This window comes from Gilvimarinus chinensis DSM 19667 (assembly GCF_000377745.1).
Classification (GTDB): Bacteria; Pseudomonadota; Gammaproteobacteria; order Pseudomonadales; family Cellvibrionaceae; genus Gilvimarinus; species Gilvimarinus chinensis.
The window spans coordinates 44,708-66,787 of the sequence record NZ_KB898715.1; the positions used below are offsets into that span (position 1 = coordinate 44,708).

The following is a 22,080-nucleotide window of genomic DNA, read 5'->3' on the forward strand; positions in this document are numbered from 1 at the left end:
GCTAAAAGTACAACTGCGCTGATGCATAAAAGCCGTAATCTTGAGCGTTTAAATACTCGGGGCTTTGCAGGGAGTGTGCGTAGGTTAAATTGATACCAAGGCGTCGACTGGCCAGCGCCGCACTGATAACGGCACCCGCCATCCACTCGCGGCCTTGCTCGGGAAATTCGGGCGTGTCGCTGTTGCCGACATCCAACGCCAAGGAAACATTTAACGAAGCGTTAACGGGCAATTCAAACTGATGGCCCAGCTGGTTGCGCCAGTAACCACCGCTGTAGCCGACGATACTGGCGTTTTCAATGCCACGCACGGTGTATTGCCCACCGAGAGACAAAGCCTCGGAGGCGATAACATCATCAGGGGTGTAATAAAGTGACAGATTGCTTTGATAGCTAAACGGAACTTCTTGTAACGAAAACCCCGTTGAATAGTTGGCGTTTACAGAGAACTTGTCGAACTGAAAATCGTCTTCGGCGCTAACGACTTTTGTTTTTGCATCCAGCCAATCGCCACTGCGCGTCCAAACACCTTCCAATCGCGCAACGGCGCCTTGGATATAACGGGTGTATTTAAGCCCTAACTCAGTTAGGTAAAGCACCCGAGAAGAGGTATCCAGATATACATCCTCTAAATAGTTACGACTCACCTTACGGTTGAAAGACAACAACAGCGCCAGTTTATCGGCCTGCCCTCGGCGCAGCATGTAGTCTGCGCCCAACGACTGCCCCTCGGATGAACCGCTGGTCGTAAAGTCCTCCACCGCGCCGGACACTTTTTGCTGATAATCAAACTGGTTGGCATTGAGCCGCAGCAACAAGTTGCCTAAAGGCATACTGTAAGCGAGGGCATAGCTGCTTGATTCAGCATCGGGCGGGGCATCCACCGACTGGCTGAAGGTTAAATAAAGGTTATCACTCGAGCCTGAGGGGTTATCCCAAGAGACAAACAGGTTCGCCAAATACTCGCCCGTGGCTTCACTACCGCTGTTATTCACACCGGCGCCACCGCTGAGGCGGCGAGTTTGAATATTGTCAACTTCCACCACAGTTGAACCGCGCTGCTCACCCGGCAGTAATTCCATAGTCGCGGTGTTCTGACGCAGACGGTTAAGGTTTTCCAGCCCCTGCTCTAAATCCCGCAGGTTGAGCAAGTCACCATCGGCAAGCGGAAAAGCCCAATAGAGCTGGCGCTCGGTTAACTTGCCCTTTTTAGCTTGCAACGACTGCAGGCGGCCCTCGACAACCAGAATGTCCAGCACACCGTCGCGTATTCCCTGAGGCTGGACATAGGCTTTGCTGGTGACATAGCCGCCGTTTAAATACAGGTTACTGATGGCTCTGACTATATTTTGCAAACTGGCCATGTCCAAACACTGGTTTGTATAGGGGGCCGTTAGCTCATCTACCCTGGCGCTGGAATATCGCGTTACCCCTGCAACGGCAATAGTGTGAATATCAAAACACTGCTGGCTATCTTGATTAAACAGTGGTGCCTGCTCGGCTGGTTGCTGTAGAAAAATATCGGAATGGGGAAGGTTACGCTGGAGCTCGTCTTCGCGACGAAGCTCATCGTCTTTTATACGTTGTTCATTATTGCGGACGGCGTCTTCTAAAGCGTTTGCACTTGCCTGCTCAATGAATGCTGAACCAATAATTACCAGGCTCAGAATCCATATAGTTTTATTTATTGTTAATGTCACCTATACAATCCTTTGTATTATATCTTTATTATCTATACATCAATCAGCATTAATTCCTTTTAAATATTTTTTCTATACCTGATATTAGTCACGAAATCGTCACACTTAAAGCAACAACCAAACTCAACACCTTAAAAGTGAGACGCGCATCACAGTTAAAAATATTAACTACGAAATCTATAATTCGTTACCCAACTCATTATTCAGAGGATTACTTAACAGCCATTAAAATGGTAAATTAAAAACACTAGGCGACAGGTTTAAAATAACCTACCCCATGATGAGTACGGAAATGTAATGCATAACTGCATACAAACCTACCACTACCAAACCAGCAACCATTCCGGTTTTCGTGGCGTTTCTTTGCCACATGTGCTGCACCTTCTGGCCGTACTTCATTACTAACCAGGCCAATCCAAAATAGCGAACACCCCGGGCAATTAACGCAGCCAGGACAAACAAAAAAATAGAATACCCAGCCATACCCGCACTCAACATTGCCACCTGAAAAGGGATAGGTACTAACCCGACAATGAGTACCGCACCAAAACCATATTGGTCAAAGAAATCCTGGAATTCTTTAAAAGCGCCTTCCCATCCCATGTTCTCAACAACCCAACGTCCAAGCGACTCGAAAAAAGCCATGCCTATTCCGTATCCGATGAGCGATGCCAGCAGACAGCCGAGCGTAGTCACCAACGCAATCTTCCATAGCTTATCCCGGTTAGCAGCCATTAAAGGAATAAGCACTAATTCAATAGGGACTGGGAGAATGATAGTTTCAAGAAAAGATAAAAAACCTATTAACCACAGCATGTGTTTCGATTGGCTAATTTTTTTAAACCAATGTTTTGCACCGTCTGCGCCAATAGAACTAATCATAAATAAACTTAACGACTTAAACCGATTATTCTGTAGCGGCTTTCGATAAAACTATAACTTGCGAAAGCTAATAATCCCAAGGAAACTCCTGCCAGAATAATATTTCCGAAGACTTGAGCGTGAAGCCAGGAAAAGGCTTTATCCATGCCACCCACCTGAGATGCATCCATGTTATAAACCGCTAGCAGCAATAAACCACCAACGACCATTAATACTAGCCCACGGCTAACCAAGCCGAATCGACAAAATGGATACAATAGAGGCTGTAAGTGAGTGGGTACTGAAAAATGCCGATCGAAACTCGCCGCCCAACCTTTATATGCATGAGCCAAACCCGCTACGACAATGGCTGCAGATACGGCGACAAGTACAGCGCGCCCGGCAGTGGTTTCCATTAGGCTGCTCACCAGGCTCTTACTGCCCTCACCTCCCGATCCACCAAAAGACACCAGCAACCGAACGACAGAGATAGCAAGTAAGCTATGGAGCACGGCACTAACAATAAGACTCGCACGAATAGCCAGGGCTTTGGCACCTTTTCCGTGATTATCCGTATCTACCACGGCTTGAACTGTGCGCCATGTTGCATAGGCCGTTAAACCTAACGCTAAGCACGTAAGAATTACATACCCAAACGGAGCATCGAGTAAACTTTGCAAAGCACCCTTACCCCCCGTCGTTTTACCCCCTGCATTAATGGATGCTAAAAATGCTAATCCCCCTACCAAAAGGTACACTACTCCTCTTGCCGCATACCCACTGCGGGCGAGAAACGATAACGCAGGTTTTTGTAATGACATGCCCTAAACCTTAAATGAATGCTCGGGCCCAGTCCCGAGTAACGTAAAGGTTTAGAGCAAAATGTATTCCGATATTTATGTTAGCGATTACAACAACCAAAAACTCAAAAATAATGGTTTATTTTGCTTGTCGGCTTCCTCCACACGAACCGCGAACAACCAACTGAGCAGGAATAAGAAAGGAAGTCACTGTTTCGTTTTCCATCAGTCTGAGTAAATTTTCCACCAATAACTCACCGGCAAGTTTAGTATTTTGCTGCACGGTTGAAAGAGGCGGATAGGTATACGCTGACATCGGAATATCGTCGAAACCCATGATGGCAATATCATCGGGGATGTTTAGACCCTGCTCTTCAAATGCTTTCATAACGCCAATAGCAATTAAATCACTGGCCCCAAGAACGGCATCGAAATTAATTTTGCGCTCACGTAACCGCAAGGCTGCTTGGTAGCCTGAATCTTCTGAGGTTTCTGCATCGATCTGTAATTGCAAGTCTACCTCGATACCGGCCTCTTCCAGTGCTCGACAATAGCCTTCATAGCGACGTTTGAACTCTGGGCTGCCGTCAGAAATACCGCCAACAAAAGCAATTCGTCGGTGACCTAGACTTATTAAATGCTCTACCGCCTGCCGGGCTCCATTAAAATTATCGCAGCCGATTGAAACACCAGGCTGGCCCGGCAAGACGGGGCCCCAGGTAATGTAATGAGCGTTTTGCTCATCCAGATGAGTTAGCTTTTTTACATAGGTGGTGTAATCACCGTAGCCAAGAAAAATAATACCATCGGCACGGTTAGCATCTTCGTAATCTGCATGCCAATCGTCGCTGAACTGCTGGAATGAGATTAATAAATCGTAGTTCTGATTAGCACTGGCACGAATAATACTCGCAACCATAGAGAGGAAGAACGGATTGATTAACGAGTCGCCCGTTCCATGGTCTTCATTCAGCAGCAATGCAATAGTCTTAGTTTTTTGCGAGCGCAGGTTGCGAGCGTTTTTATCGACTTTGTAATTAAGCTCGCGGGCAATCTCTTTAATACGTTGCTTGGTCTCTTCATTAACCAGCGGGCTATCACTCAGCGCTCTGGATACAGTAGCTTGGGAGACCCCCGCTCGATAGGCAATGTCAAACGAGGTGGGTTTACGATCTTTCATAGGCTGCTCTCGATTGTTGTTTTCGCAGCAGGTAAACAAGGACGTTATGCCCGTTTTTACCCTAAAATCTAATCATAACAGAATAACAGGCGTCGCCCTATTTCCTCTCATTTTCCCCAAAAATAAAAAACCGCCCCTTGGGGCGGTTTAGGAGATAAAGGTACACTTCTATACCTTTCCAAATTGTATTACTTAGGCAGCTCCGTCTGAACAACCACTTTACGGTCTGCACGGTTGGGCTTGTCGCCAGAGGCTTCTGTTTCACCCTTCCAGTTAACCGTAATACGGCTTGAGGAAATACCCTTATTCACCAAGTAATCGTGAACCACTTGAGCACGCTTCTTGGACAGGTTCATGTTGTACTCTGCCGGACCGGCGCCGTCAGCGTAGCCAGTAACCAATAACTCAACCTGCAGATCCTTGTTTGAGTTCAGATCCCGGATCAGATTATCCAGTGCCTCAGGGGTTTGTAGCACCGCTGAATCGAAGGCAAACTCGGTGACCACATTAACAGGCTTGGTTGCCGGCGCAACGGGCACTGGGGCAGGTGCTGGCGCAGCCACTGGTGCCGGTGCAGCAGGTTCTGCTTTATCAACGTGGCCAAACTGCCACAGTAAACCGAACGTTACGGCTTGGACGTCGGGCTGGCTGCCCCAATCATCGCCAAACTCGTTGAAGTATTCATACTGCAAACGCGCCTGCAAGTGCTCGTTTGCACGGAACACCAGACCCGCACCGGCAGTTTCTGTCCAACCATCAGAACTGTAAGTCTGCTGCTGGAATACATCGCCACCCTCTACAAGGTTTGCGTCATAGTAAAAGCCACCACCGCGAACATAAGCCATCCAGCGATCGGAAAGAGGTAAGCCCACAAGAACGGATAAATCGTATCCTTCTACACTGACTTCGGATTTTTTGGCATTGTTACCAACCATGTACCACGACGTTGCTTCGCCAAGCTCGTGGTAGCCAGTTTCAATGGCAAAATAATCATTGAAGCGGTAACCAGCAAAGCCGCCGTAGACTTCGTCGTCCTCTTCGCACTTTATCGACATATCGCGACAAGCCGATTTGAACTCACTGGCCCCAGTTTGACCACCCAAATAAAAGCCGGATTCTGCGTACGGAAAATCATCCGCATGAACGGTGCTGGAAAGCACTAATAAACTGCTGAAAACTGCGGGCAAGCCGTATTGAATTTTCATTTGTAACTCCTGTAAAAACACTAAATTGCCTTCTTCAGGCGTAAACGTATCATACGCACACTTTATCAAGTGTGCTCCACTTTGCTCACAAAAAAAAATAATTATTAGAATATTAAGAGAGTAGCCCGTTAGAACTTACGGTTATCGAAACACTTTCGAAACTCTGCCATAACAGCGTTATAGAGTTACGCCCCCAGATACTGGCTTCCAACCGGTGAATTATCGTTGACCTTAATTATATAAAATATTCTATCGCCCTGCTTAAAATCTACGCTGTAAAATCTATTTCCAATTAATTTACAGATATTAACTCCCACGTTCAGCACAGCTTTTGGCGATCCAAAGTTCATCTTAGCGTCAAAGCCACTCAAAGAAACTCAATATCAGAACAATAATCTATCAATAGGGTTTAATCATGTAATAAAGGGGAAAACAAAGGCAGGCTAACAAAACATCTTATGCGGCAATTAGTCTTAATCTTTCAGCAATACCCAAATCAGTGATCACAGAAAACACTATGATTCCTATATATCATAAAAGATTTAACTGAAAAAATCACAACAATAAATTAACCTCCAATTGTTTATACGATTAATCTATATCTGCCGTTCAAGCCAAATAGACAGCTGTTTCTTATAGCACCAAAAAAAAAGCATAAGAACAGATATAGCTGGCAGCATAAGGCAGCTAAACTGATAGCAAAGAGCAACTATATTTTCCTGCCAAGTTTTCAGTAAAAGAGTTTTTGGTAAATACTCTTCATAGCGAACGAATAAGTTAAGAGTAAACTCAAAAAATACTGAAAAGGTATGGGCACCAAGCATTAATAAGGTACAGATCATAAGATATTTCTGCCGAAAATATTCTTCATTTACAGCGAAGTACAATGAATAAAATAGTGGCAGACTCCAGGAGTAGATCAATGGATTCAAAGCTACCGTTAGATTTCCCTTTGCCTCAGCACTTGCACCTGGCACGCGTATGCTGGTGACATATTCAACTTCATGGGACACCGACTCAACTTTTAAAATCAAATCGGTCCATATCCAGTTAGCTGCCACCTTTGCTATTAGGACTGGAAAAATACTGAGATAGGGTGCTAGAAAATACCAAACCAGAAAAAAAAACGGTAAGCACACCAAAACCTTAACAAAATACCTCTCTCCCAGAGGCCAAGTTTTAGACTGAGACACACTGCCTTCCACCGCTGTGGCCGGGATGGCGTCCAACCCACCACCCCCATATCAATATAGCATCCAGAAAAATAAGTGCTTGCCAAATGTAAAGATGCGCCCACTCGAACGCGACATCACTCCATTGCCCCAAGTAATACAAACTCAGGATCCGAACAAAATTTACCAAGTGCAATGCCAACACACCAAATAGCATACCTTTGACTTTATACATTCCTGGAGCAGGAAAGGCGACCAGGGCTGCAAGCAATAAAATGCTGGCCTCAATGGCATTACAGCCAGACAGTATTTCTATTCCAAACTGTGTCGCAGAATTCCAAATAATCGCATCATGTGCTGACACAGTTGTTTCAAACAAAGAGAGTAAACCTGCCGACAAGGTAGCCAGCAGGCGATTAAATGGCAAAATTAGCTGCTGCTGGACGATCACCAGCATTTGTGCACTGAACATTACCCCTTGCAGCAGCAAAAATTTTAACCAAAACTTACCTAATGGCGCATTTGGAGAACAAGACGCTGTGACTTCTTGGCTCATCGCTGAACTCTAAGACTTGCACTGTGACGCTTTAAGTACACTATCACGGTCATTAAAAAGGACAGCAACATTAGAGCCCAGTGCGATAGAGTAGGTGCACCTTTGATACCAAAACTAAAAGTTCCTGGAGGCTGAGCGGCACAGCTTGGGGTAGCCGCTGGGTAGCTGCTGCTCGCTTCGGCACTGGGATTAATTTGAGCAACAATACGCAACTCACCACGGCGATCATCTTCAACCGTAACCCAACGACCATCTACATAGCTCCATCCCGGCCAAGCAACAGGGTTGCCAATGCCATCAACTTTTGCGCCGGGCCACAACAAAACTCCCTCACTGTCCAAGTCAGAATTAAACTCAACAAGACGACCCGACTCACTATACCAATAGATAGAAACAGGAGGTGATGACGCACCAATGGGCTGGCCATTTGACAGAACCTGATAACTCAACCAAGGCGTATCATTGTCACAGAAGCTGCTCAGGCTCAAGCTCAAACCGTCTGATTGCCCACCTTCAGCCAGCAGCTCACCGAAATTGTATTCCGTGCCATTATCACCAGGGGCCAGAGTTACACTAGTCAATATTTCATTGTTACTCGCATCACCACCATGACTTCCAATGGTGTCCCGTCCATCTAACCAGCCACTCGGATGGGTTTCACTCACTGTATAAACGCCTGGGGGAAGCTGGCCAAAATAAAAGCCGCCATCAGACCCAGTTTGAGTCGTCGCGGAGACTGGCCCACTCAGGGTAATAGTCACATTGCCAATGCCTACTTCCCCGCTGTCCATCAAGCCGTTATCGTTTACATCATAGTAAACATTACCGGCAATACTCGCGGGCTGAACTTCGGAGAAGTTGTTGTCCGGGGAGCCGCTAACTTCATCGGCATTGCCATTGTCCGAAATTACAATCGAAACAATCTGGCTGGTCGGTGTCCCCGGGTTACTGGCACGGCCAGGAGAACCAACACTACCGTTGTAGGAAATAATTTCCCCCTCAGTAGTCACACTGTTAAGGGTATCGCTTGGCTGCACCGGTTGACATACCGAGTAGGTTCCCGCCGGAAGTTCGGCAAATAAATAATTGCCTTGTGAATCAGTCACAGTGCTGGCTAACTGAGCGCCAGAACAAAAACTCCCCGTGTAAAGTTCAATCACATTACCCGGTATAGGCGTCGACTCATCAGTAATGTAACGCCCATCGGGGACAGCCTGGTGATCAATAAACACTTTACCTGAAATATACCCAAGGGTGCTGACCAACAACGGTGAGCTAACAGGTTCTTCATTCGGCCCAAAATTGCTTTTCAGCGCCCCGACTGAAAAGTTATTCAGGTACTGTCCAGGTTCATCGGCGGTAACATCTACCTCTAGGGTACAGCCGCCTGGGGGAACTACCGTATTGGTCTCTATTGTCACACTCTCACTACCTGCTGACGCATCGGCGATGCTTGTTCCGCCCGGACAGCTAGTCGAAACATTGGGCGATGCCGCGACCCGCATCTGCGCTGGATAGCTAGGCAGGTTATCCACTAAAGGTGTACTCAGCACCATATCCCCATCATTGGGGTTATTCATCACAATACTCAAACGCGATATATTGCCCGGCGCAATCACAGGCGGAGCAAAAGTTTTTCCCAACTCCCCGGGTTCGCTAACAATAAGCTCAGCTTGTGTGGGCTCCTGATTTTCCACTTCCTCATAGCTAGAAACACCAGCGGATGGAATTTCATTGACGTAACTTCCAGGGATATTACTAAGCACATCGACACGAACATCACATGTACTTCCCGTTTGCCCATTGGGAGCTAGTGTTGCCCCTGTCAATATAATGGATTTTGCCGATTCCGGTGTGTTAACGACAGCATTAGCACAGTCAGTAAACAGGTTAGGCTCAGTTGCGACTACCAATCCATCAGGCAAGTAATCGATAAACATCACCTGAGTTAACTCTATATCGTTAGGATTTTCTAAGCGGATTGTCAACGGAGCAGCCTCACCGGGCATACGTGTTGCCGAGCCTGTGACAAAGTTGGCTGGACTGCCTTCATCCAGAGTTAAGTCATCGATGGCCTTGTGCACTACTATGTGTTCGCGCACCTCCAGTGTATCTTCCGCAGATGGGTGACTCACAGGCTCCTCATTCACAGTTACACTATCAGCGGGAATTAGATTAGTGTATGACCCTTCTGTCGCAGCAGTTACATCCAACTCCAAATAACAGCTCGCTGCCACACCGGTAACCATAGGGTCAAGTACCCCCCCCGTTAACTGCACGGAGTTATCATTCGGCCAGCTAATCTCAGCGCTACCTCCACAGGTATGAAAAGGATTCGCTTCCTCCGCGATCTGCAAGCCTGCTGGAAAGTTATCGACGATATCAAAATCTACCAGCGATTGTTCGAGCGTATTATAGAAAGTAATACGCAACCGGGTCTCTGCCCCGGGAGCAATAACTCTGGGGGAAAACTGCTTACTAATACCGACGCTGTTGGTCGTACTCAAGGTACTCTGTGCAAACGTAGTGGTATTGGTGGCACCCTCGTTAGTAACAATAGCCTCCATGGGAATGGTGTTAGTAATGGTGCCTACTGTAGTACTCGTAACATTAACAGCCACCTCACAAGCCTCATCCGCAGCCAGGTTGACACCCGAGACCCCTACCTGCTCTGTACCTGGTTCAGCAACCACTACACCTCCTGGGCAAGTAGTGGTTGCCTGGGCGGGAGAGGCTACCTTCATGCCATTGGCGATACCGCCAGACAAACCATCTTCAGTAAAAAAGTCCGTTAACTGTAAACCGGTTAAATCCTGACTGGCATTAGTTACAGTAATGGTTAAACGCGCCCTCTCCCCTGGAGCGATTACACCTGGATTAATCGCCTTAGAGATTAGCGGGACTTCGGGCGCTTGATAATATAGAGTCGCGCTCACTGGGGTGCGGTTTAACAAACCACCGTCGGCAATAATATCGCCCGGCAACAGAGTGTTAACCCAATCGCTGCTGCCTTCAACGGTTACGGTAAACAACAACTCACAACTAGCCGCCGGAGCCAGGCTGGCACCGATTAAAGTTACCCTGTCGGTGCCCGGCGTTGCTGTAATACTGGTATTACCATTACACGTGGTATACGCATTGGGATCTTGAGCCAACACCATACCGGTAGGCAAATTATCAGTCACATCAATACCTGTGATGGGACGGGAGCCATCCAAATTGCTTAAAGTAATCCGAGCCGTGGACTCGCCACCTGGGCCGACTGTATCGGGTGCGAAGTTTTTACGCGCAGCTAAAGCATCTGTATAGGTCAGTGTTGCTGAGGCATGGGTATTAACCACCAATTCCGAGCCATCCGCATTTGTTTGTATTGCACTGACGGTTGCGGTGTTGTTATAAACACCGGCTGGCCCCACTACATCCACATCAATCACACAGCTTCCGGGCTGGTTATTACCTGGGTTACGTGCCGCTACCTGGCCGTTATTTAATGCAAGTGAGGTTTGACCAGCAACAGCGTTAAGTGTACCGCCACAGGTAGAACCTGCATTAGCAGGCTGCGCTATACGCAATTGCTGGTTTGCTCCTGCAACCGGCAGGGTATCGCTCATGGCAAGCGTGGTCAGTGGGCTGTCCGAGTAATTGCTCACGCGGATGCGCATGCGCGATACTTGCCCTTCACTTAATGTTTGACTTGTTTTTCCGTCAAAGCGTTTGCTCAGGCCAATCACCGCCTGGTGGTTAGTACTGACATTATTAGAGGCACGGCCATTACAATTGGCACTACTGCCATTGATTTTAACGGCACACACACCAATTTGATTGCCAGTATCACTCTCAGCATCAGGATTAATCATAGCCCAGAAGGTAAGAGTACACACACCCGGGGAGCTGGCACCGGCACGGCCCGGCAAGGTCGGCACGCTAAATAACAAGTCACTATCACCCTCGACTCGCCCATTTAACCCCAGGGTCCCACACGCAGCCGACAACTCAGGAGCAAAGGCACCACTGGTAAGAAGTGTCGCACCATTGGTTAACTGATCAGCTACCGTCACATTACTGGCAGGAGTTGCAGAATAGTTTTGTAAGGTTATTTGATAACGTACTGGGTTGCCCGGTGCCACATCTCTGGGCGACTGGCTTTTAAGCACACGCAACCGATCCGCGATAATAACACTGGCCGAGCGCGCCTGACTGACTATACCCGGCTCACCAACAATGCTCACTGCCCCTTCTGGTATCGCGTTGGTATAGGATGTGGGCAAATCCGTGTTAGGTGTTTGCCCCTCAAAAGTCACGGTTAAACTACATTGGCCATTTGCCGGTACACTAAAGCCATCAACTTCAAACCCTTGCCCAGAGCTGACAATATTAGAATTACCGCCACAGGAGTTATCTACATCGGTAACCGTCATGCGATCTGCATAAGGGGCGGCGGCAATAGGATTATCGGCAAAATGGCCAACTTCAAGGTCAGAGCCACCACTATTTGACAGAACAATAGTAAAGGAGCTCGGCACACCACTGGCTACCGGGCTCGCCGCAAAGTTTTTACTGATTCTAAGGGGGGAGCGAACTGTAATATTCTGTATGGCATCAGAAGCCGGAGTGATGCCTTCGCGGCTATTAAAGCCAGCAGCATCAATTCTATTCTGCCTATTCAGCTGATAATTACCATCAGTATGTCGAGCCTGCACCTCTACATCCAAGAAGCAACTAGTCTCTGGCGCTAAAACCCCACCACTAACACTGAAACCAGCGGTACTCCCTTGTGTTAAATTCACTGATCCATTAACTGGCGGCTCTACACAAGAGCCTGTTGCAGGCTCACCGGTAGGCTCCAATATCGCACCAGAGCTGCCACTACCAGGAAAGTTATCCGTAAAGCTAAAATCTCTCAGCGAGACATTTTTATCTGTATTAGCTAGTTGTATACGTAACGTTTTACTCGCCCCTCCCAATATTAAGGCACCTCCGCCACCGGTCCAGCTCTTAGACCAGCTAGGGCGACTAACAGAGCTAACGGTTATAGATTGGGGACCACCTGTGGCGTTAGTTCCACTATCACTACTAACTTCACCCGCCTCTAGGGCGTAGGCATAAGAAGCACTTTGGCCATTACTGGACCAAGCTACGACGGGGATATCAATATAACATTCGCCAGAATTTTCAATGCCGTTGACTCGAGCCGGAATGTCCAACCCAGATAGCGCTACAGCAGTTGAACCGACGCTTGTACTCAAAGTACCGCTGCACCCAGAGCCGTTAATGGTCGCTGTACCATTGACAGTCAATCCACCAGTTGCCCCACTGGGGAGACCTTTATTAAAGGTTACATTAGTGATCGGCGTTACAGTCGAGTTATTACTTAATGTCACTCGCAAGCTGGTCGGTTCGCCGGGAAACACTGTGTCATTATTCGGAGCTACCGGCCCTGTATTAACCGTAACCGAAAAATTGGCATTTTCCTGGGACCAGGAAATGCCGGGTAGCAATAAAGTAGCCACACCAACCAATACCCATATCACACAGCGCATTCTGGTGATTGCAGGTGAAAGCATTTCCCAAGTTATTGACATTTCGCCCCCTATAGTGAATAAAAGATCCTTTGGGGGGTGGATTCTAAAGGGACGGGCTGTCAGGTTCTCGAACGGAAGCTCTTAAAACTCACAAAACCTTACAGTCAAAAGATAAGCGTTATGAAAATATTCCCGGAATAACAGCTTTATATTTACACTTAGATCAACACAGGTACAAAATAATCCACAATCAGCCTAATCGCTTTAGCGCTATTATTGGTCTATAAACACTTTTTCGGAAAAGGTGTACCCTTTCCCTCTCACTGTTTGCAGCGGGAAAGACTTACCTATTTTGGTACGTAAACGGCTAACCAAAGTATCCAAGAAATGATCATCATAAATATTTGGATCCCGCCCCAAAGATCGCATTAGAGATTTTCTAGAAACCACTTTCTGAGAAGAATTACTGATCAAAAGTGCTTTTAAAAACGTTCTTTCTTGGCCAGTTAATGATTTAGATACACCATCAGGAGATTGCAATACCCAACCATCTTTTAATAAGCTCCAGCGATTATTCTGCGCGCAGGTACTAGTTATACGGTGAGGTAGGCGTCTCGCTACCGCATGTAAGGTTGCACTCAATTCAGCAATATCAATGGGCTTAACTAGATAGGAATCGGCACCACTTATTAACCCGCGCACCCGATCTCCGGTATCTCCACGCGCAGTTAGCATAACCACCCCTATTCTATCTCTCCAAGACTGCAAGCCTTGTAAAATAGAAAATCCATCTTTCTCTGGTAGCCCTATATCCAATAACACCAAATCGATTTGGACTGTTTCCAGTGCTTGGTATAATTGAATGTGGTTTTCAGCTGTTTCCACCTCAAAACCGGACCGCGTCAATGATTCAGATAACTCGTGGAGAAAATCTATATCGTCATCAACCAAAATCACTTTTAACATTACTTATCGCCCTTTAGTCTTCCAGCGGCCACTGAAATTGAAAGCAGCACCCTACATTATATTCACTAGAAACCAAGTTTAAAGTTCCTAAATGTTGCCTCATAATATTTCTAGATAAATATAATCCAAGTCCTGACCCAGGCTTAAATTGTGCATTCGGTGCTCGGTAAAACTTATCAAAGACCTTTTCCCTTGAATTTGATTCAATGCCTATACCGAAATCCTGAACTTGAATATATATTTGAGAATCGTGCTTTGTTACATCCACAAGAACCCTAGATTCAATGGGAGAATATTTGAGTGCATTTTCAATTACATTTATAAGCGCAATTGATAACAAATCCGGATCAACTTTACTAATTATCGGCCCATCAGGAAGATATAACTCGACTCGACTCTGATATATTTCTCTAGAAACTAACTTTTCCATAAACTGGCACAGATCCACGGGTCTCGTATGCAACTCAAAGGTTCTCTCGGAAGCTAAACGATCAGTGGTTAAACAGTTGTTAATCAATGATGTTAAACGTCCCGAATTATTACGAATTCGTCGTAGACGATCCAAAATTTCAGGATAGGGTTCTCTCATCTGAGCTTCAAGGTTCTGTGCCGCCATATCAATGACAGCCAATGGTGATCGAAACTCATGGGAAACCATTGCTATGAATTCTTTTTGCTCTCTCAATGCTAACTGCTCATTAGAAAGTGCTTGTCTTAACTGTACTTCAATAGCAGCTCTTTCGGAGATCTCTTCAGTCAATTCAGTATTAGCACGATCCAACTCTTCAGTTCTTTCTTTAACTTCAATTTCTAGCTCCCGATTATAAGCATTCACCTTTTGCAGCAGTTCTTCTTTAGCCAGCTCTTTATCCTTCTCTGCTTGCCAAGCCCGCCGTGCTAAAACAAAATTAAGAAGTACCACATGAACCAAGCCCCCCACATTGGGAAGATGATCCACAAAAGGAATCCATCCCCCTAGTCCTAGCGCCTTTAAAACACTTAACATAAGGGCCGCTTGCAATGGAAGAAAAGCAATGGAATAGAATCGTAATTGCGGGTGCCTAAATAAAGCGTTGAGGCTCACAAAGAGAAAGAGAATAATTGCCGTTCCTGTAAAGATTGAATTTAACCGAAACAACCAAGGCCCACTAAACAGAACAAACAATATGGCTAAGACCAAAAATATGGCAATATAGAAGCGACTAACATGATAAATACGACTATAAAACCTTCGCAACTGAAAAACACTCTGCAAAAAACCTATAAATACCGCAAAACACAGATTCATATTGACCATTATTAAGGTCACGACAGGGTAATTCGAATTAAAAAACAAAAACTGAGAGGCGTAACCGCCTGTTATAGATGAAAATGAAGCCAGCAGAATCATTGACATTGCATAAAGAAAGTAGCTTCTATCCCTTAGTCGATACCAAAATATTAAATTAATTACTGCTGCCAGAAGAACCATTCCCAAGTACAAACCATAGGTAATGTACTCCGATGCACTGAAACGCTGAAATGTTTTATCAGTCATCAACAAAACATCTGCCGCTTGACGATTATAAAAGTCCAATTTTATATGGACCGTTGTTACTGCCTCTCCTTTAATATTTAAAGGGTAGACAAAGGCTCTATAGTCATACTCTCTATTAGAGAAAGGATGCGAAACCCCTTGTTTTTTTACGTCACTGTATGGAAGGCCTTCAACATAGACTTCTGTGCTTTCAATATAGGCAGGCAATAATGTCAACAACCACTCATCAGAATACTTCGACTCGGACGTCAAACAAATTCGAATCCATAGACGGCCACTACGCGATACCGAAGATATACTTCCCGATGATTCTTGAAACCGGGACGAAGACAATTCTTTAATATTATCCACAGAAAACTTTCGTTCTTTATCCTCTAAAACCAGTAGTGAAAGATTTGCCGTATTTACAGTATGCAGCATGGATTCATTTAACACCTGCACAGGACAATCGACCTTAGCATATGCATTACCAGACAAAATTAATGGGATAAGACAAAGCCTCACCAGGACACATAACCTTGACTTTCTTTTTATTAACAGTTTAGATTTAACCATCAGAAATCTATTTAAATACTTTAATACCACCCTAAGCTTCCCCGCCCAATAGACCAGCCATTACTAAATGCAGGATGTGTTTAACATCTCCACTCACGATACTTAAAATCCCATGACTCATTTTCATTACGTTTTTATCGGTTGTTTTAATGTCAAGACTCACAAAACATGAGATATAGTTATTTCATGTCAGACCGCTTGAATATTGGGCTCACTATAGAGGTGGCACCTTGGATGGAGTTGCTTGATAAGGCAATCTAGTCCTTTACCACAACCTGGAAACACACGACCACCAGCTATTACTTGTGATAACAGGAATAGGCATCATAATACGCATTGCATCAGGCTTGTCACTTTGAACTTTTCGCCATAATCCTGGCTGCGCTCTCTATTTAATTTCAGAGCTGCAGGATAGCCATTCTGCAGTACCTGACACAGTCTTCACCTGATAGACACAGTTAACAACCGACTATAAGTGAAAAATTAGCCACAAAAAGCCGTAGCGGATGATACCATCTATCGGTAGTTAACATTGATCACTTTTCCCTCTTGGACTTTCAATTGTCATCGTGCCAATAAAGGCATCTTAGAATCAGCACTACCGGAATATGCAAATAATCTTTAATTATGTAATAGCGACAGGCGAATAAAGGCGGCTCTGCAAAACACCTATTCGTCCATCAAACACGGTGTACAGTGCCTCTGGCTAGTACCATGACCATATGGCACTTAGCCTCCAAGACACAACTCAGCCACATTGACGATCTAAATTTGTGATGCGAAACTACTCTGCATTCAGGACTCAGGTTATGGCGACTGCTCATCCCAGAACCTAGCCGTAGCTTTAGCCAAGTGCGGTTATAACGTTCATCTTTTACAATCGATAAACCCTATCCCGTTTATCGACAGCGTCCGGAGCGAAGAAAAAATTCAGCTATCAAATTGATTCATGACAATTTTATGACTGAGCTTCAGCACTCTCAGGCAATATACGGAACGATTCAGATTGATGAAAGAAAGATCCGAGACGCTTCGCTGTCGGCTTCCAAGCCTTACTTCTAATTGGCACTTATCAAGTTAACCGCAACAAAGCGCCACACTGGGTGTGGCTGGTCGCCATAGACGATCAGTTTGCATACATTAACGATCCGGATATTAACCCTGACGAGTATTGCTCTTCACTCGACAACATACACATCCCTATTCCGCTACAAACACTAAAAAAACTTTTAGGATATGGGAAGCATACCTATCGTGCTGCGGTGTTATTTCGTAAGAAATAACACCATTTTGTAACTTCTTTAAAATTTTTATCTGCTTAAATGCTATTACTTGCGCAAACAGCAGAAAAATCTTGGTTCATAACTTGCTTTATTCCGGCCACTGTTCAAATCCAACAGGAGTCATTTATGAATGCTGATCAGCTAAAAGGGAATTGGAATCAACTGAAAGGAAAAGCAAGAGAGCAATGGGGTCGTTTATCGGACGACGATATTGAGAAGGTTCTTGGCCAAAGAAAAAAACTGGTCGGAAAAATACAAGAGCGCTACGGCCTTAGTAAAGAGGCCGCAGAGCACGAAGTGAACGTGTGGTCGGTAAAATTCGAAGAGTAGCTACTAACGGGGCAGGAGCAAGGTATGGAAAACTTGACCACAACCATTGAGCAAATAGAAGAAGCGGAAAACGGCGAAAAAATTCATGTTGGAAACGTTATTGACGCGTTTTCAAGCCGTGGATTCGGTCCTTTATTGCTACTACCAGCGCTGATCACTTTTTTACCGACGGGGGGTATTCCCGGCGTGCCGGCTGTCTGCGGCGTTATTATGATTTTAATTGCCAGTCAGTTACTACTGGGGCGGTCGCAGCCCTGGATCCCTTCACGCTTAGCTCAATTAGGTGTTGAACGAGAAAAATTTGTGCATCTTTTGGATAAGTCCAAAGGCTTCACAAAAAAGGTGGATAAGTTAATACGCCCACGCTTTCAGTTTCTTACCACTTCAATCGCCATTCGCTGTGAGGCTGTGGTGATTATAGCCCTTGCGGCATCGCTAATCCCTCTGGGCCCTATACCTTTTGCGGCTGCCGTTCCCTCCGGCATACTGGTACTGATTTCTTTGGGGATCGTCAGCCAAGACGGATTACTGATTCTGATTGGCGTGGCACTGAGTGCCATCGCCGCATTGGTATTTTTGTTATAACAACCTTACATGAGACTTCCAGAAAACTCACTCGCTGGTTTTCCTGGCCTATCACTGGCACAGCGGTTGGGGACCTCGTTGATTTTTCCACCTCGGGCCAAGAAAGCTTCAATTTGCTCCGATAGTTCTGATCGAAGCTTTTCTCTAGAAGCGATATTAAAATCGTCAGATGGCTGAGATTTCGCTTCTTCAGACGCACTCACTTCTTCCTGATCATCCATTTCCACCTCCTCATCCTGGTCAAGATCGCGGGTTTCATCCAGCTCATATTGACTCGCCATAATCACACCTCTCTACTATCTGTGTAACAAAACTCGCCAGCATAAAAAGCCAGTAATCTCTTTTTTAGAAGATTAATGTTGACTGATTTTTTGCTTTTATTTTGGTGTCTTTATAGCGCATCAAATAGCCTAGGTCACAAACTTTTTTTCACTTTTTTATGTTAGTTTTTTATTACCAGCACAACCCGCTTTCAATTTTGTTATTTAAGAAATCTGACTAAATATTTTGCACCTAGTGATAAGTCTCGCTAGACTCTGCGCGTTTACTAAAACTGAAGGGTCAAGATATGCCGATAAGCCGTGAAATAAGGCAGTTCCCTGAGCTCGCCCACTTAACAGAGGAGCAGCAACAGGAGATACTCAGCGCAGCGCGACAAGATGTTTTCGGCCCGGATGTAAAGCTTGAGCGCTGGAGAGGAAACATTGTTAATTTCTCTCTCATGTTTGCCGTTTCAGCCCTTTTTACAGCCTGGCTCGCTCCAGCACTGTCAATCAAACGGGATGATGCGGCCCTAATCATGCTCCTTTTTGTATTGCCTGCCTTTTTTATTTTGCAGCATAAGCGCTATCAAACGATGTTACGTAGGGCACTGAGAAAACGTCTAGAAGCTACAGATACAAAAAAAGCGCCCTAAGGGCGCTTTTTTAGACTGGTTGCAAACAGCTTAGATAGCCTCTGAACCTGTCTCACCGGTACGGATACGGATAATCTCTTCCAGCGGAGTAATGAAGATTTTACCGTCGCCAATCTTGCCGGTTTGTGCCGCCTTGGTGATGGCCTCTACAGCCTGATCAACCATTGAGTCGTCCACAGCCAGCTCGATTTTTACCTTGGGAAGAAAATCCACCACATACTCTGCGCCGCGATACAGCTCAGTGTGGCCTTTCTGACGGCCAAAACCTTTAACCTCGGTTACCGTCATACCCTGAACACCGACCTCAGACAGTCCAGTGCGGACGTCATCGAGCTTAAACGGTTTTACGACAGCAGTAATCAGTTTCATTGTGGGTTCCTTTTTGTCTTAGTCTCACGTTGCGGCAAGTCACCCGGCATCACCAGTGCGCTTGCGCTGAGGGTTTAGGCTAAAGATACACGCTGAGCGTGGGAAAATCATCCTCTATTAACACTGTGTAACCTTGCAACGGGAGAGGAGGTTAGCAACGGCCCGCACAGCGGGCCGTTGACACCGAGACTTACTTAGAAGAAGTGAACTCTGGGTAAGCTTCCATACCACACTCGGCAAGGTCAACACCCTCGTACTCTTCTTCTTCGCTAACGCGCAGGCCGATGATCACTTTGATAATGCTCCAAACGATCAAGCTCAGCACGAACACCCAAACAAAGATGGTCAGCGCGCCTACGATTTGACCAACAAAGCTTGAACCACTGTTGGTCAAAGGTACAACCAGCAGACCGAACAGACCGACAACACCGTGCACAGAGATAGCACCAACTGGGTCATCGATTTTCATTTTGTCCAAAGCGATGATCGAGAACACAACAATCACACCACCCACAGCACCGATCAAAGTCGCACCTAAAGCGGTTGGAGTAGAAGGTTCAGCCGTAATCGCAACCAGGCCAGCCAATGCACCGTTAAGCGCCATGGTCAGGTCGGCTTTACCGAACAGGATACGCGCAACAATTAAGGCAGCAACCAGACCACCAGCAGCAGCCGCGTTAGTGTTCAAAAACACCATAGCAACAGAGTTAGCGTTGGCGATATCGCCCAGCTTCAGAACCGAACCACCGTTGAAACCGAACCAGCCCATCCACAGGATGAAGGTACCCAGAGTAGCCAGTGGCAGGTTAGCACCGGTGATCGCGTGGATTTCACCGTTAGGACCGTATTTACCTTTACGAGCGCCCAGCAAGATCACACCAGCCAAGGCCGCAGCAGCGCCTGCCATGTGCACAATGCCTGAACCGGCGAAATCAGAGAAGCCCAGATCGCCCAGATTGTACATTCCTAATACATCGTTACCGCCCCAAGTCCAGCTACCTTCCATTGGGTAGATGAAGCCGGTCATAACGATGGCGAACAGCAAGAAAGCCCAAAGCTTCATGCGCTCAGCAACAGCACCCGACACAATTGACATAGCGGTCGCCACGAACACCACCTGGAAGAAGAAATCAGAAGCGCCTGAGTATATTGAGCCGCCTTCAAAACCGTCTTCACGGCCAGCGAAGTCAGTCAAAGTCGCGGCCACATCAACTTCTTCAATGCCCGACAGGAAGATACCGCCACCGTACATAATCGCGTAACCGCACACCAAATACATAATGCACGAGATCGAATACAGAGCGACGTTTTTGGTCAGAATTTCAGTGGTGTTTTTGGCCCGAACCAGACCAGATTCGAGCATGGCAAAACCCGCTGCCATCCACATTACCAGTGCGCCACACACCAAAAAGTAAAAGGTGTCCATGGCGTACTGCAGATGAAAAATATTATTTTCCATTGCTTAATCCCCGTTTGAGTTAAATTGTTTTAAAGCGCTTGATCGCCGGTTTCGCCGGTGCGAATCCGGAGAACCTGCTCAAGTGCGGATACAAAGATTTTGCCATCGCCAATTTTGCCGCTGTTGGCAGCTTTGCTGATGGCCTCAACCACGGAGTCAAGCTCCGACTCTTTTACGGCTATTTCCACCTTGGTTTTGGGCAAAAAATCGACGACATATTCAGCGCCGCGGTACAGTTCTGAATGGCCCTTCTGCCGACCAAAGCCTTTCACTTCGGTGACGGTCATGCCGTGCACGCCGATGTCGGATAACGCTTCGCGCACCACATCGAGCTTAAACGGCTTGATAATCGCTGTTACCAATTTCATTTATTGTGCTCCTAAAAAAACCCGCACCCGAGAGTGCGGGAAACACTGGAAAGACGGCCTGCTTACTTCGCAACACCGCAAAGCAAACAGGTGAAAGACCCATTAAAGAGGCTTCACGCCCTTTGCTGTGTACTCAATCACAACTTTGCACAGAGTAGGCCAACAAAAGCTAATCTTTTAATATCAATAACTTACCAATAATTTCGGCGTTCAGTTTGGTGTTTTAAATAACCATCCACGACCGTGATGCACCAATACCGTGCCAGAGCAAAAACTCAACGCACCATTTCAGCCCCAAAACCCGCTGTACTGACAATGAGCAACTTGAAATCAGAGTAATACGCACCAGAATGCGGCTTTTAAGCTGACTACCGCTTTTTCAAAGCTGCTCCCATAGCCGCCTAGCCAGATGAGTGTAGAATACAAGCACCAAAAAACACCGGAATTGCTATGCAACATATTGCTCAACAACTTTTTGAAGAACTGAAGAAACAGGCACCTAATTTAGAGGAGCTGCCACGGCCAGAATTTAATCGCTTACTACAAAGCGCTTTGCGTAAGCTGGATTTAGTCAGCCGTGAAGAGTTCGATGCCCAGGCAGCGGTTCTCGCTCGGACCCGAGCAAGACTTGAGGCGTTAGAAACCAGAGTTAAAGAATGGGAAAACCGACAGCCATCGCGCGCAGAAACATAAGTTGCTAAACCCCATCCGCCTAGC

19 protein-coding genes and 1 pseudogene are annotated in these 22,080 nt (G+C 46.2%); 6 read left to right on the forward strand and 14 right to left on the reverse strand.

Annotated elements, in window-relative coordinates; all coding sequences use genetic code 11:
• Window position 1: 1 nt before the first annotated feature.
• The 10 genes from D568_RS0117775 to D568_RS0117820 all read right to left on the reverse strand — a co-directional run bounded on the left by D568_RS0117775 (window position 2) and on the right by D568_RS0117820 (window position 16,053).
• On the reverse strand, window positions 2–1,699 hold the full coding sequence (locus D568_RS0117775; protein WP_020210962.1) for a ShlB/FhaC/HecB family hemolysin secretion/activation protein: 1,698 nt from the start codon (window positions 1,697–1,699) through the stop codon (window positions 2–4).
• A 270-nt stretch (window positions 1,700–1,969) separates the two neighbouring features.
• Window positions 1,970–2,581, reverse strand: a complete 612-nt coding sequence (locus D568_RS0117780) for a YqaA family protein (protein ID WP_020210963.1) — start codon at window positions 2,579–2,581, stop codon at window positions 1,970–1,972.
• A gap of 8 nt (window positions 2,582–2,589) precedes the next feature.
• Complete coding sequence (locus D568_RS0117785; protein ID WP_026287141.1) at window positions 2,590–3,381, reverse strand: DUF1206 domain-containing protein; 792 nt, start codon at window positions 3,379–3,381, stop codon at window positions 2,590–2,592.
• A 118-nt stretch (window positions 3,382–3,499) separates the two neighbouring features.
• Window positions 3,500–4,540, reverse strand: coding sequence for a LacI family DNA-binding transcriptional regulator (locus D568_RS0117790; RefSeq protein ID WP_026287142.1), 1,041 nt, complete (start codon window positions 4,538–4,540; stop codon window positions 3,500–3,502).
• A gap of 188 nt (window positions 4,541–4,728) precedes the next feature.
• On the reverse strand, window positions 4,729–5,745 hold the full coding sequence (locus D568_RS0117795) for an outer membrane beta-barrel protein (RefSeq protein WP_020210966.1): 1,017 nt from the start codon (window positions 5,743–5,745) through the stop codon (window positions 4,729–4,731).
• Window positions 5,746–6,341: 596 nt separating this feature from the next.
• Complete coding sequence (locus D568_RS0117800) at window positions 6,342–6,938, reverse strand: exosortase H-associated membrane protein (RefSeq protein WP_020210967.1); 597 nt, start codon at window positions 6,936–6,938, stop codon at window positions 6,342–6,344.
• On the reverse strand, window positions 6,925–7,473 hold the full coding sequence (gene xrtH / locus D568_RS0117805) for an exosortase H (RefSeq protein WP_020210968.1): 549 nt from the start codon (window positions 7,471–7,473) through the stop codon (window positions 6,925–6,927). Before xrtH ends, D568_RS0117800 begins: the two co-directional genes overlap by 14 nt.
• Window positions 7,470–13,055 (reverse strand): DUF7933 domain-containing protein, encoded by a 5,586-nt coding sequence (locus D568_RS20665; protein WP_020210969.1) that lies wholly within the window; start codon window positions 13,053–13,055, stop codon window positions 7,470–7,472. The genes xrtH and D568_RS20665 overlap by 4 nt, the downstream gene beginning before the upstream one ends.
• Before the next feature lie 213 nt (window positions 13,056–13,268).
• Complete coding sequence (locus tag D568_RS20670; RefSeq protein WP_020210970.1) at window positions 13,269–13,961, reverse strand: response regulator transcription factor; 693 nt, start codon at window positions 13,959–13,961, stop codon at window positions 13,269–13,271.
• A gap of 13 nt (window positions 13,962–13,974) precedes the next feature.
• Window positions 13,975–16,053: a sensor histidine kinase gene (locus D568_RS0117820; RefSeq protein WP_083915402.1), complete on the reverse strand. Its 2,079-nt coding sequence runs from the start codon at window positions 16,051–16,053 to the stop codon at window positions 13,975–13,977.
• A gap of 793 nt (window positions 16,054–16,846) precedes the next feature.
• On the opposite strand from D568_RS0117820, the gene D568_RS22305 reads away from it, so the two are divergent.
• The 4 genes and pseudogenes from D568_RS22305 (at window position 16,847) to D568_RS0117830 (ending at window position 18,251) form a co-directional block, all read left to right on the forward strand.
• Entirely contained in the window at window positions 16,847–16,999 is a 153-nt protein-coding gene (locus D568_RS22305; protein ID WP_425401969.1) for a peptidase C39 family protein, read from the forward strand.
• A 94-nt stretch (window positions 17,000–17,093) separates the two neighbouring features.
• Window positions 17,094–17,336, forward strand: a pseudogene (locus tag D568_RS22310) (peptidase C39 family protein); the annotation flags it as partial.
• 126 nt (window positions 17,337–17,462) lie between these two features.
• The gene (locus tag D568_RS0117825; RefSeq protein ID WP_020210972.1) at window positions 17,463–17,666 is read left to right on the forward strand and encodes a CsbD family protein; all 204 of its coding nucleotides are present in this window, start codon (window positions 17,463–17,465) and stop codon (window positions 17,664–17,666) included.
• A 24-nt stretch (window positions 17,667–17,690) separates the two neighbouring features.
• Entirely contained in the window at window positions 17,691–18,251 is a 561-nt protein-coding gene (locus D568_RS0117830; RefSeq protein WP_020210973.1) for an exopolysaccharide biosynthesis protein, read from the forward strand.
• A 5-nt stretch (window positions 18,252–18,256) separates the two neighbouring features.
• On the opposite strand, the gene D568_RS0117835 is transcribed toward D568_RS0117830, so the two are convergent.
• Window positions 18,257–18,532, reverse strand: coding sequence for a hypothetical protein (locus D568_RS0117835; protein ID WP_020210974.1), 276 nt, complete (start codon window positions 18,530–18,532; stop codon window positions 18,257–18,259).
• Window positions 18,533–18,819: 287 nt separating this feature from the next.
• Here D568_RS0117835 and D568_RS0117840 point away from each other — a divergent pair, with 287 nt between their 5' ends.
• Complete coding sequence (locus tag D568_RS0117840) at window positions 18,820–19,167, forward strand: hypothetical protein (protein WP_020210975.1); 348 nt, start codon at window positions 18,820–18,822, stop codon at window positions 19,165–19,167.
• A 30-nt stretch (window positions 19,168–19,197) separates the two neighbouring features.
• Here D568_RS0117840 and D568_RS0117845 read toward each other — a convergent pair whose 3' ends face one another.
• From D568_RS0117845 to D568_RS0117855, 3 genes are all read right to left on the reverse strand, one after another.
• The gene (locus tag D568_RS0117845) at window positions 19,198–19,536 is read right to left on the reverse strand and encodes a P-II family nitrogen regulator (protein ID WP_020210976.1); all 339 of its coding nucleotides are present in this window, start codon (window positions 19,534–19,536) and stop codon (window positions 19,198–19,200) included.
• Window positions 19,537–19,726: 190 nt separating this feature from the next.
• On the reverse strand, window positions 19,727–20,995 hold the full coding sequence (locus tag D568_RS0117850; RefSeq protein ID WP_020210977.1) for an ammonium transporter: 1,269 nt from the start codon (window positions 20,993–20,995) through the stop codon (window positions 19,727–19,729).
• A gap of 29 nt (window positions 20,996–21,024) precedes the next feature.
• Complete coding sequence (locus tag D568_RS0117855) at window positions 21,025–21,363, reverse strand: P-II family nitrogen regulator (protein WP_020210978.1); 339 nt, start codon at window positions 21,361–21,363, stop codon at window positions 21,025–21,027.
• A 450-nt stretch (window positions 21,364–21,813) separates the two neighbouring features.
• On the opposite strand from D568_RS0117855, the gene D568_RS0117860 reads away from it, so the two are divergent.
• On the forward strand, window positions 21,814–22,056 hold the full coding sequence (locus D568_RS0117860) for an accessory factor UbiK family protein (RefSeq protein WP_020210979.1): 243 nt from the start codon (window positions 21,814–21,816) through the stop codon (window positions 22,054–22,056).
• Window positions 22,057–22,080: the final 24 nt, after the last annotated feature.